Annotated in this window: 10 protein-coding genes; 4 read left to right on the top strand and 6 right to left on the bottom strand. The window is 60.2% G+C overall.

The window, feature by feature from the left end; genetic code table 11:
* Nucleotides 1–130: 130 nt before the first annotated feature.
* Nucleotides 131–625 carry a SprT family zinc-dependent metalloprotease gene (locus AABM55_RS21985; protein WP_347927757.1) on the top strand — a complete coding sequence of 165 codons (495 nt, stop codon included), beginning with the start codon at nucleotides 131–133 and terminating at the stop codon, nucleotides 623–625.
* A 14-nt stretch (nucleotides 626–639) separates the two neighbouring features.
* Here the strand turns inward: AABM55_RS21985 and AABM55_RS21990 are convergent, their stop codons facing one another.
* A complete protein-coding gene (locus tag AABM55_RS21990; RefSeq protein ID WP_347927758.1) occupies nucleotides 640–1,821 on the bottom strand; it encodes a CaiB/BaiF CoA-transferase family protein in 1,182 nt (393 codons plus the stop codon).
* A 144-nt stretch (nucleotides 1,822–1,965) separates the two neighbouring features.
* Nucleotides 1,966–3,300, bottom strand: a complete 1,335-nt coding sequence (locus tag AABM55_RS21995) for a dicarboxylate/amino acid:cation symporter (protein ID WP_347927759.1) — start codon at nucleotides 3,298–3,300, stop codon at nucleotides 1,966–1,968.
* Between the two features lie 336 nt (nucleotides 3,301–3,636).
* Between AABM55_RS21995 and AABM55_RS22000 the strand changes: the two genes are divergently transcribed.
* Nucleotides 3,637–4,635 (top strand): AraC family transcriptional regulator, encoded by a 999-nt coding sequence (locus tag AABM55_RS22000; RefSeq protein ID WP_103318724.1) that lies wholly within the window; start codon nucleotides 3,637–3,639, stop codon nucleotides 4,633–4,635.
* Nucleotides 4,636–4,665: 30 nt separating this feature from the next.
* Here the strand turns inward: AABM55_RS22000 and AABM55_RS22005 are convergent, their stop codons facing one another.
* Together AABM55_RS22005 and AABM55_RS22010 are read right to left on the bottom strand one after the other, a co-directional pair.
* Complete coding sequence (locus AABM55_RS22005; protein ID WP_347927760.1) at nucleotides 4,666–6,012, bottom strand: ATP-binding protein; 1,347 nt, start codon at nucleotides 6,010–6,012, stop codon at nucleotides 4,666–4,668.
* Nucleotides 6,009–6,686 carry a response regulator transcription factor gene (locus AABM55_RS22010; RefSeq protein ID WP_054593588.1) on the bottom strand — a complete coding sequence of 226 codons (678 nt, stop codon included), beginning with the start codon at nucleotides 6,684–6,686 and terminating at the stop codon, nucleotides 6,009–6,011. The genes AABM55_RS22005 and AABM55_RS22010 overlap by 4 nt, the downstream gene beginning before the upstream one ends.
* Nucleotides 6,687–6,925: 239 nt before the next feature.
* On the opposite strand from AABM55_RS22010, the gene AABM55_RS22015 reads away from it, so the two are divergent.
* A complete protein-coding gene (locus AABM55_RS22015) occupies nucleotides 6,926–7,717 on the top strand; it encodes a dienelactone hydrolase family protein (RefSeq protein ID WP_347927761.1) in 792 nt (263 codons plus the stop codon).
* A gap of 224 nt (nucleotides 7,718–7,941) precedes the next feature.
* Nucleotides 7,942–8,667 (top strand): 4'-phosphopantetheinyl transferase, encoded by a 726-nt coding sequence (locus AABM55_RS22020; protein WP_103318715.1) that lies wholly within the window; start codon nucleotides 7,942–7,944, stop codon nucleotides 8,665–8,667.
* Between the two features lie 132 nt (nucleotides 8,668–8,799).
* Here AABM55_RS22020 and AABM55_RS22025 read toward each other — a convergent pair whose 3' ends face one another.
* Both AABM55_RS22025 and AABM55_RS22030 read right to left on the bottom strand, forming a co-directional pair.
* Nucleotides 8,800–10,410 carry an ATP-binding protein gene (locus AABM55_RS22025; RefSeq protein ID WP_054593591.1) on the bottom strand — a complete coding sequence of 537 codons (1,611 nt, stop codon included), beginning with the start codon at nucleotides 10,408–10,410 and terminating at the stop codon, nucleotides 8,800–8,802.
* Nucleotides 10,407–11,132 carry a response regulator gene (locus tag AABM55_RS22030; RefSeq protein WP_054593592.1) on the bottom strand — a complete coding sequence of 242 codons (726 nt, stop codon included), beginning with the start codon at nucleotides 11,130–11,132 and terminating at the stop codon, nucleotides 10,407–10,409. The genes AABM55_RS22025 and AABM55_RS22030 overlap by 4 nt, the downstream gene beginning before the upstream one ends.
* Between the last annotated feature and the right edge of the window lie 145 nt (nucleotides 11,133–11,277).

Genomic DNA, 11,277 nt, shown 5'->3' on the forward strand with positions numbered 1-11,277 from the left:
AAACAGGGATCTGCCAACACAGGCCGCCGCAAGGCGGCCTTCTCTATTGCGCGACGACCATTCGGCGCCTGGGCGATTCGCAATGAGCACGGTTTGCAGCATACTCGACGCCTCTGGAGATCCGCCAAGCATGCCCGAGCAACTCAATTCCCGCGTCGAAGACTGTTTCCAACAAGCCGAATCTTTTTTCAAGCGACCTTTCAAACGCCCGGTGGTCAGCCTCAAGTTGCGTGGCCAGAAGGCCGGCGTAGCGCACCTGCATGAAAACCTGCTGCGTTTTAATCCGCAGCTGTACCGGGAAAACGCCGAAGACTTCCTCAAACAGACCGTGGCTCACGAAGTCGCGCACCTGATCGCCCATCAACTGTTCGGTGACTGCATACAACCGCATGGCGAAGAATGGCAATTGATCATGCGCGGGGTGTACGAACTGCCACCCAACCGCTGCCACACCTACGCCATCAAACGCCGCAGCGTGACCCGCTACATCTACCGCTGCCCCTGCGCCAACAGCGATTTCCCGTTCTCGGCCCAGCGCCATAGCCTGGTGCGACAAGGGCGGCGATATTTGTGCCGACGTTGCCGGCAGACGCTGGTATTTACCGGTGAGTCGCGGGTCGAATGACCGCGTGGGAACGATCACAGCACTACCTTCGCTGTACGCAATTCTTTGATTTGTTCAGCGCTATACCCCAACTCACCCAACACCTGATCGGTATGCTCGCCCAATGCCGCGCCGATATGTCGAGGCTCGGGTAACCCGCCTGAAAACTTCAACGGACAAGCCATCTGCGCCTGCGCGGTGCCGTCGTTGCGTGGCACCTGGGTGACCAGATCCCGAGCCTTCAACTGCGGGTGCTCGACCGCCTCAGCCAGGCTCAGCACCGGCTCAACGCAAGCATCGAGCCCGGCAAACAGCGTGCAGAGTTCGGCAAAGTCATGTTTTTCGAATTCGATCTGAAACGCCAGCTTGAGCGTCTTCTGCTGCTCGGGGACGGGCGACAAACCCAGTACCGCCAGATCCGGCTGCCCCAGCGCCGTGCACAGCTGCTGCATGAAATCCGGTTCCAGGCTGCCGACAGACATCCAGCGACCATCGCGAGTGCGGTAATAGTCGTAGAAGCTGCCGCCATTGAGCATCTGATCTTCACGCCCCGGTGTGACACCACAGGCCAGATACCCCGCGCCCGCCATGGCGTTCAGACTGAATGCGCAATCGGTCATGCTCACGTCCAGGTGTTGCCCCAGGCCACTGTGCTGACGGGCAATCACCGCCGCCAGCAGGCCGATCACCCCATGCAGCGAACCACCGGCAATGTCCGCGACCTGAACGCCCAACGGCAACGGCCCACTATCCTCGTGCCCCGTATAGCTGGACACGCCGGCCAGTGACAGATAGTTGATGTCGTGACCGGCGCGGTCCTTGTAGGGGCCCGTCTGGCCGTAACCGCTGATCGAGACGTAAATCAGCCGCGGATTGATCGCCTTCAAAGCCTCGTACCCCAACCCCAAACGCTCCATCACCCCGGGTCGAAACTGCTCGAGGAGGATGTCGTGGTCTTGCAGCAGTTGCTTGACCACCTCCAGCGCTGCGGGCTGCTTGAGGTCCAGCGCCAGGCTGCGCTTGTTGCGATTGAGGTAGGCGTGGCTGGCAGAAGTGCCTTGGTCGTGGGGCGGTAAAACCCGCAACAGGTCCATCCGGGTCGGTGATTCGATCCGCAGCACTTCGGCGCCCATGTCCGCCAGCAACAACGAGGCGAATGGCCCCGGCAACAGCGTCGAAAAATCCAGAACCTTGAGTGATGCCAGTGGCCCGTGCATGTGCGTTCTCCTAAGCGATACCTCAAGCCTAGGCAGCCGATGACCTGGCAGCAATCACCTTAACCATCACCCGGGCTGACCTTTGCGCTCAAACCTGCGGCAATAAAAAACCCGCCGAAGCGGGTTTTTCATCAACTCAATGAATTACTTCACCGAAGTCGGGGCTGGGCTTTCAGCCACATGCGCATCGTCTTCGCCATGCGTATTGGTGATTGCGCGACCACCGGAAGCCAGTTCCTCATGCATCTGGTCGACATCCAGCTCTTTGACCCACTTGGCCACGACCAGGGTAGCAACCGCGTTACCCACCAGGTTAGTCAGGGCGCGGGCTTCGGACATGAAGCGGTCGATCCCGAGGATCAGCGCCAGGCCGGCAACCGGCAGGTGACCGACCGCCGACAGGGTGGCGGCCAGCACGATGAAGCCGCTACCGGTCACACCGGCGGCGCCTTTGGAGGACAGCAGCAACACAACCAGCAAGGTGATCTGGTGAGTGATGTCCATGTGGGTGTCGGTCGCCTGAGCGATGAACACCGCGGCCATGGTCAGGTAGATGGCAGTCCCGTCGAGGTTGAACGAGTAACCGGTCGGGATCACCAGACCCACGACGGATTTCTTCGCGCCCAGGCGCTCCATCTTGATCAGCATGCGTGGCAGTACCGATTCCGAAGAGGAAGTACCCAGTACGATCAGCAGCTCTTCACGGATGTAGCGAATCACTTTCAGCACGCTGAAACCGTGAGCGCGCGCGATGCCGCCGAGCACGACCAGAATGAACAACAGGCAGGTGATGTAGAAGCACGCCATCAACTGACCCAGTTGCACCAGCGAGCCGACGCCATAAGCACCAATGGTGAAGGCCATGGCGCCTAGGGCACCGATTGGCGCGAGCTTCATGATCATGTTGATGATGTTGAACATCACGTGGGCGAAGCGATCGATGAAGTCCAGGATCGGCTTGCCGTAGGCACCCAGGCGATGCAGGGCGAAACCGAAGATCACCGAGAACATCAGCACTTGCAGGATGTCGCCGTTGGCGAACGCGCCGACGATGGTGGCCGGGATGATGTTCAGGATGAAGCCAACGACGCTTTGATCCGCACCGGCAGCGACATAAGCAGCCACTTTGGAAGCATCCAGGGTGCTGACATCGATGTGCATGCCGTTACCTGGCTGCACGATGTTGACCACTACCAGACCCACCAGCAATGCGATGGTCGAAACGATTTCGAAGTACAGCAGCGCGTAACCGCCGGTCTTGCCGACCGATTTCATGTTCTGCATGCCCGCGATACCGCTGACCACGGTGCAGAAGATGATCGGAGCGATGACCATTTTGATCAGTTTGATGAACCCGTCACCCAGTGGCTTGAGTGCCACGGCGGTTTGCGGGTAGTAGTGACCGAGCGCGATGCCGATAGCGATGGCAATGATCACCTGGAAATACAGGGATTTGTACAGTGGCTGACGAGTCGTCATTACAAAGTTCCTCAAGAGCACCGCGCTGCAATCAATCATCTGAGGCAGGCGACACCTAAAGTGCGAACCCTCCTGCACCGGAGGGATTTGTTTTGTCGAGCTGCGCGCTGGCAGACCTCTCACCCTTATCGCAAAGCCCGTGCCACCTTGCCAAAATCGTCCAAAAGCCTTTTGCCATCAGGGTTGCCGGGGTTCCTTCATCCCTTGACCACCCGACCGGGGTGGCGGATTTCCGCCCACCAACCGGCTCTCGTCCTACAATTTGGCGGATATCCGCCTTGTCCCGCCACCAGGCCGTGGCTAAGATCCGCCACTCAATGGACGGATCAGACCCCAATGCGCGAACGTACCATCGCCAGTCATTTTGCTCGTGCGGCCCTCGGTGGCGCGCGCCGACGCGGCTATGACTATTCGGGTCTGTTGCAACAGCTGGGGATCAGCGTCGAATTGCTCGACGAACCTCGCGCCAGGATCGCGCCCGAACAGTTCACCAGCCTGCTGCAAGGGCTCTGGCAAGCGCTGGATGACGAATACCTGGGCTTTGCCCGCGGCCCAAGCAAACGTGGCACCTTCGCCATGATGTGCCATGCCTTGATTCACTGCCGCACGCTCGAGAAAGCACTCAGTCGCGGCTTATTATTTTATAGCCTATTCCCCGACGCTCCGCGCCTGACCCTGACCCGCGAAGGTGAAATGGTGCGTTTGAGCCTGGATGATTCTCAGCTGTGGGACCCGGATCACTTTTTCAGCGAATGTCAGCTGGTGATCTGGCATCGACTGGGCAGTTGGCTGATCGGTCAGCGCATTCGCCTGGAACAGGCCTGTTTCAGCTACCCGAAACCCGAGCACGCTGCCGAGTACGACCTGTTGTTCCCCTGCCCGATGGTGTTTTCGGCCGAGCAAAGCAGCCTGTTGTTCCACAGCCGTTACCTGCAGATGCCGTTGTTGCAGGACGAACGTACCCTCAAGCATTTCCTCGAACGCTCGCCCGCCGATCTGCTATCGCGCCCGGATGACGGCGATAGCCTCAGCAGCCAGTTACGCCGCCTGCTCAGCCGCGACAGTGCGCGCTGGCCAGACCTGGAAGCGGTTGCCGCACACCTGCACATCAGCCCGCAGACCTTGCGTCGGCACTTGCGTGAAGAGGGTACGAGTTTTCAGGAATTGAAAGACCAACTGCGCCGCGACATCGCGATTTATCACCTCAGCCGTGCCGACCTGTCGTTGCAACAGATTGCCGAACAGCTGGGATTCTCCGAGCCGTCGGCGTTTCACCGGGCGTTCAAGAAGTGGACCGGGTTGACGCCTGGCGCTTATCGCGCACAAGAGAATTAAGATCAAAAGATCGCAGCCACACCGCCATTTTCACACCACCGGAAAATGAATCCGGAATGCCGCGCCGCCCAAAGCTGAATCCCCCAGGGTCAACTGTGCGCCGTAGCTCTCGATGATGTCCTTGACCACCGCAAGGCCGATACCCTGCCCCGGGTGCTGGCGGTCCAGCCGTTCGCCGCGCTGAAGAATCCGCGCACGTTGATCCGGCGGTACGCCCGGGCCGTCATCTTCGATGCACAACTCCACACCATTCATGGTTTGCCGCAGGCTGACGCGCACTTCGCCCAGGCACAGGCGATAGGCGTTTTCCAGCAGGTTACCGAGCATTTCCAGCAAGGCGCCCTGCTCGATCGGCACGTAGCACGGGTTCGGCAGGTCGAACGAGGTCCGTACCTGCTTGTCGCGATAGACCTTGTCCAGAGTGTCGCAAAGGCTTTGCAGTACCGGCCGCAACCGCACCTGGTGACGCACCAGACCGCTTTTACGCAAGCTCGCGCGCTGCAACTGATAGCTGATCTGTTGGCTCATGCGCTCGATCTGCGATTGCAGCACCCACGCCTGCTCCCGATCTTCCGGCCGCTGGGCCATGTCTTCACTGACCCCTTGCAACACCGCCAACGGGGTTTTCAGGCTGTGGGCCAGATCATCCAGAGAGTCGCGGTAGCGACTGCGCTGCTCACGCTCGCTGCGCAGCAAACGGTTCAGCGAGCCGGTCAGGCGCAACAATTCGCGGGGGTGTTCTTCGCTGAGGCTTTCAAGGGCACCGTTCTCGATCTGGTCGAGTTCCTGGCTCAAGCGTTTCAAGGCCTGCAAGCCCCAGGTCAGGCCGATCCACAGTAGCGACAGCAACACCAGCAACGCGGCGCCAAACCCCAGGTAGAGATTTTCCCGCAGGCCGTCGAGCGTCTGCTCGTACTCACGCACCGGCTGCAGCGCGACGATACTGAACGCTGCGCTTTTACCGCCGAGCAACTTGACCTCGACGTCATAGACGAAGAATTCCTGGCCGTTGGCCTCACGAATCCGCGCGAATTGATCGCCGTGTCCGTCGTAACGCGGTCGGTAACTGATGCCCTCATCATGAGTCGCCCGCGAGCGCCAGACCAGATGACCGTCGCGATCATAGATGTAGCCCAACAGGCGACTGTCGGTGAGGTTGAGGAGCTCATCCGGCAACTGCGTGGGCATCACCAATCGGTTGTTTTCAACCCGCGCAGCAGATATCAGTGTGGTGACATCCGAGGCCAGGCGCTGCTTGATCGAATCTTGCAGCGCCAGGCTGAACGCGCCCTGCATGGCCGGCAACAAGGCCAGCATGAACAGCACCGCCAGTGTCGTGGCGGCCAGCATCAAGCGCAGACGCAGCGATCGAATCACCGGCAGCGCTCGTTGAACAGGTAGCCCAGGCCACGCACGGTATCGATCGGCTTGAAGCCGGTCGGCCCTTCCAGCTTGCGCCGCAGACGGCCGACCAGCACTTCGATCACGTTTGGATCACGCTCGTCGTCGTCCGGATAGAGCTGTTCCATCAAACGGTCCTTGGCGACCACCTGCTGGTGATGACGCATCAGGTATTCGAGAATCCGGTACTCGTAGGCGGTCAATGCCAACGGCTGCTCGTCGAGGGTCGCCTGCTTGCGATTGAGGTCCAGCACCAGCGGCCCGGCAATGATGGTTGACTGGGTAAAACCGCTGGAGCGGCGCAGCAAGGCGTTCAGGCGCGCGTCCAGCTCTTCGAACTGGAACGGCTTGACCACGTAATCGTCGGCACCGGCGGCCAGGCCTTCGACCTTGTCCTGCCAGTTGCCGCGCGCGGTCAGGATCAGGATCGGAAAGGTCTTGCCTTGTGCACGCAGTTGGCGAATCAGGTCCAGCCCGCCCATGCCCGGCAAACCGAGGTCGATCACCGCCAGGTCATGGTTGAATTGCCCGGTCTGGTACAAGGCCTCTTCGGCATTGGCCACGGACTCGACCACGTGGCCATTGTCGGTCAGGCGGGTTTGCAGGTGATGACGCAACAGCGCTTCGTCTTCGACGACCAGCAGTTTCATAACGCTCTCCCAGGCAAAATCAACATCTCCACAGGTACCTCGCACCTCGATTGCTAATACGCCAGTAACGGTAACCTGATTCAACCAAGGTGTTTGGCAAAACCTGCTGCATCATCCCGGACAACCCTGACGAAGTAACCGATACCACAGTTGTGACTGTAGGTTAACCACAACCCGCTGAACTCGGACTGAACAGGATCGACTAGGCTGTCTGGACGTCTTTTAAAGGAGCATCAACCATGCGCGTATTGATCGCACTCGTTTTATTCGCCCTGAGCAGCCTCAGCCAAGCGGCAATCAAGACTCAGGAGATTCCTTACAAGAGTGCCGACGGGACTGAAATGATCGGCTATTACGCCTACGACGACAGCATTCAGGGGGCTCGCCCGGGCGTGGTGGTGGTCCATGAGTTCTGGGGGCTCAACGACTACGCCAAGCGCCGGGCCCGCGACCTCGCCGGGCTGGGCTACAGCGCGCTGGCGATCGATATGTATGGCAAAGGCAAAAACACCGAGCACCCGAATGACGCCATGGCATTCATGAATGAAGCGCTGAAAAACAGCGCAACGGCCAGTGCCCGCTTCAATGCCGGGCTTGATCTGCTGAAAAAACAACCGCAGACCGACCCGAAAAAACTCGCGGCGATCGGTTACTGCTTCGGCGGCGGGATTGTCCTCGATGCCGCCCGCCAAGGGGCTCCGCTGGCGGGTGTGGTGAGTTTCCACGGCGTATTGGCGACCAACACCCCGGCGACGCCTGGCAGCATCAAGGCCAAGCTACTGGTAGAGCACGGTGCTCTGGACAGCATGATCACCGCGAATCAAGTGGTAGCGTTCAAAACCGAAATGGACAAGGCCGGCGCCGACTATAAGTTCGTCAGCCTGAAAGATGCCAAGCATGGTTTCAGCAATCCGGACGCTGATCGCCTGAGCCACGGCGATCACGGCGGCCCGGACATCGGCTACAACAAAGCCGCCGATGAAAGCTCGTGGGCGGACATGAAGGCGTTCTTCAAAAAAATCTTTGGCTAATCGCTGACTGCGCCCACCTTGTGGCGAGGGAGCTTGCTCCCGCTGGGTCGCAAAGCGGCCCCCAAAACCTGCACATGCATTCACTCGAATGTACCAAGTACGCAGGGTTTGCGATGGCTACGCCATCGAGCGGGAGCAAGCTCCCTCGCCACAACAGCGCTGCGCGCCAGATGATTACTACGCGGCCACTACCCAGCGCCAGGTCAACCCGGCAAAATGCCGGGATGAACCCGCTCCCCGCTCTCCCCGCCTGCTGCAAACCGCTCGACGCCCACTGGCCGTTGCCTGATGCGCTGCCCGATACGGTGCTGCTCAGCACTCGTTTCGATCCGTCATTGCTGGTATTCGACGACTTCCGGCGCAGCATCATCGAAGCGCCCCCCAGCATCCAGCGCTCGGTCGCCAAACGTCAGGCCGAGTTTCTCGCAGGGCGGGTGTGCGCCCGGGCCGCCTTGCAGCAACTGGAGGGTCTGGACTGCATTCCGGCGATTGGCGAGGACCGCGCGCCCGTGTGGCCGGCGCATATCTGCGGCTCGATCACCCACAGCACCGGCCGGGCCGCCGCTATTGTTGCGCGCAAGACGCATTGGCGCAGTTTGGGCATGGACCTGGAAAACCTGCTGAACGCCGAACGTGCCGAGCGTCTGGCCGCCGAGATCCTCACTCCACCCGAGCTCGAACGCATGGCTGCGGGCCGTCAAGATCAGCTGGCGCTGTGGGTGACCCTGACCTTCTCGGTCAAGGAGAGCCTGTTCAAGGCGCTCTACCCTATCGTGCAGAAGCGTTTCTATTTCGAACATGCCGAAGTGCTGGAATGGGCCGAGAGCGGGCATGTGCGCCTGCGCTTGTTGACCGACCTCTCCAGCGAATGGCATTACGGCACAGAACTGGATGCGCAATTTGGCGTGCACGATGGGCAGTTGTTGAGCCTGGTCAGTATCAAGGCCTGAAGAACTTCAGTGCCTGTTCGACCGTCATCGCGGGCAAGCCTTGCTCCTACAGGTGTTGAGTCAAATGCGACTAACACAAATCCGTAGGAGCAAAGCTTGCTCGCGATGAGGCCCTTACAGACGGCAAAGATCTCAAGGTTTTTCCTGATTACGTGGCCAGCTCAGACTAAAACACGCGCCACCCAGGCTTTTACTCTTGCTGATCAGCGCACGACCGCCATGCCAGTGAACGATCCGGCGTACGATTGAAAGCCCCAGGCCGTGCCCGCCGGACGCTCGGGTGCGGCTGTCATCCAGACGTAAAAATGGCGTGAAGATCTTTTCCCAGGCACTTTCCGGCACGCCCGGCCCATCGTCTTCGACATCGACGCGACAACGCTGCTGCCCCACCTGATAACTGATCGACACCTGGGACTGGGCATGACGCATCGCGTTGCTCACCAGATTCTGCAACGCCCGGTGCAGGTAGCGCGGCTCAGCCTCGACCCAGGCGCCATCGCAATCGGCAGCCGACAGGCACAGGCCGCGATGCACCGTCACATCGGCGCGCAATGGCGCCAGTTCACCGATCACCTGATTGACCAAGGCATCGAGGTCGACGCGCTGGAAGTTCAGCGCTGGCGAACCCTGCTCCAATCGCGCATACGTGAGCATCTCGTCCACCAGGCCATCGAGGTCCTGGATATCGTGATCCATTCCCTCCAGGTATTTCTCCCGCGCTTGTGGCGTGCTCGCCGTGCTGATCATCTCCAGTCCAAAACGCAACCGCGCAACAGGTGTGCGCAGCTCATGGGACACCGCGCGCACCAGTTCACGCTGAATCGCCAACAGTTGCTGAAGGTGCTCGGCCATGCCGTTGAACGCCGCCGCCAATCGCCCCACCGAATCCGCACCGCGTGCCGGCACGCGGGTTTCCAGGCTGCCTTTGGCGATCCGTGTGGCGGCCGACTCCAGACCTCGCAAGCGGCGCTCCAACTGGCGCACCAGCAAATAGACGATCAACCCGATCAGGCTCAGGCCCAATGCAGCGATCAGTACCAGCCACTCCGGCGGGTACGGGTTCATCTGGTACAGCGGGCCGATTTCCAGCACCCAAGGCGTACCGACCATCCCGGCAAACACCCGGATCGAATCGCCGCCCTTGCCCAGCGCCATCACCGTGTCGCCTTCAGAGACCCGACGGCTCTGGTCCTCGTCCATGTCGGCCTGATCGACCGTAATCAGTTGCAGCTCGAAGCCAAAGCCCTTGTCCTTCTTCAACGCCTCAAGACGCTTGGGCTGCTCGGCCACCGGGTAACGCACCAATTCATCGGCCAACAGGTAAATGGTCGCCCGCGCCAGTTGCTCGCTGATCTGTTGCACTTCTCCCGTCAGCACCAGTTGCTCTTTATCGCTGACCAAACGGTAGACTTTTGCCGCGTGCGGGCCGGTCTGCTCCACCAATGCCTGGCCGTGCAGCACCCGCGTGCGCTGGCTCAAGTCGAGGTCGGTCTGGGCGAACGTCTGCAAGCTCAAGGGAATGCCCAGCAAACGCTCCCACACCAGCAACGCTCGATGACGCTCGGTCTCGTTCATCGGTTGCAGATTGTCGGCCATCAAGGAAAACGTGCCGTGGGCCAGGCGTTCACGGTATTGCTCGCTGCGCACCTGGTTGAGCAGGTGCAAGGCCAGTACACCAAGCACCGCCACCAGAATCAGCGCGGCGCACATGCCGCCATAAATGCGCAGGAAGATCGAGTTCACAAGGGTTGATCTACACAGGCTTCAGGAACGAACAGATACCCCTTGCTGCGAATGGTCTTGATCAGTCGCGGATGGTCCGGGTCATCGCCGATCTTCGGCCGGATCCGCGAAATGCGCACATCGATCGAGCGATCCTGACCGTCGTAGCCAATGCCTCGCAGCGCCGTGAAAATTTCCTCGCGGGACAGAATCCGCCCGGCGTTGGCCACCAGCAACCAGAGCAGATCGAACTCGGCACTGGTCAACTCGATGCCAGTGTCCTGCAGCCACGCCTCACGCAGCGCGTTGTCGACCACCAGCGGGCCAAACTGCAAACGACGGAGTTTTTCCGGCGCCGCAGGCTCGGGTGCTTCACTACGTCGCAGCAAGGCCTGGACACGCGCCAGCAACAAACGCGGGCGCACCGGTTTGCACACGTAGTCATCGGCGCCCATGTCCAGGCCCTGGATCTGGTCCATGTCGTCAGTGCGCGCCGTGAGCATCAGGATTGGTCCGTCGTAGTGATCACGAACCTTGCGGCAAATCGTCAGGCCGTCTTCGCCGGGGAGCATCAGGTCGAGGATCACCAGGTCCGGTTGCTCGGCGATAATCCGCGCCGCCGCCAGCGCTCCATTGCCTTCGAGGGTGACCCGCAGACCGTGGCTTTCGAGATACTCACGAGTCAACTCAGCCAAGCGCTGGTCATCCTCGACAATCAATACCTGCCAGGCTTCTTGCTCCACGGGTGACCTCTTTGCCGAACGCTATTAAGGAAGGCTCCACTCGTCTTTTTGTAATGATTGGAGTGGATAAGTCTGCGTATGCAGTGACCGATTGTAGCAACGCCTTCCCTTGAGAACACAAGCTGGCAAATGCTCTCGGTAACTG

The organism is Pseudomonas helvetica, assembly GCF_039908645.1.
Taxonomy (GTDB): domain Bacteria; phylum Pseudomonadota; class Gammaproteobacteria; order Pseudomonadales; family Pseudomonadaceae; genus Aquipseudomonas; species Aquipseudomonas helvetica.

Coding starts and splice junctions, on each gene's coding strand:
- AABM55_RS22010 (WP_054593588.1), bottom strand. CDS start 6,686: ATGAAACTGCTGGTCGTCGAAGACGAAGCGCTGTTGCGTCATCACCTG.
- AABM55_RS22015 (WP_347927761.1), top strand. CDS start 6,926: ATGCGCGTATTGATCGCACTCGTTTTATTCGCCCTGAGCAGCCTCAGC.
- AABM55_RS22020 (WP_103318715.1), top strand. CDS start 7,942: ATGAACCCGCTCCCCGCTCTCCCCGCCTGCTGCAAACCGCTCGACGCC.
- AABM55_RS21990 (WP_347927758.1), bottom strand. CDS start 1,821: ATGCACGGGCCACTGGCATCACTCAAGGTTCTGGATTTTTCGACGCTG.
- AABM55_RS21995 (WP_347927759.1), bottom strand. CDS start 3,300: ATGACGACTCGTCAGCCACTGTACAAATCCCTGTATTTCCAGGTGATC.
- AABM55_RS21985 (WP_347927757.1), top strand. CDS start 131: ATGCCCGAGCAACTCAATTCCCGCGTCGAAGACTGTTTCCAACAAGCC.
- AABM55_RS22000 (WP_103318724.1), top strand. CDS start 3,637: ATGCGCGAACGTACCATCGCCAGTCATTTTGCTCGTGCGGCCCTCGGT.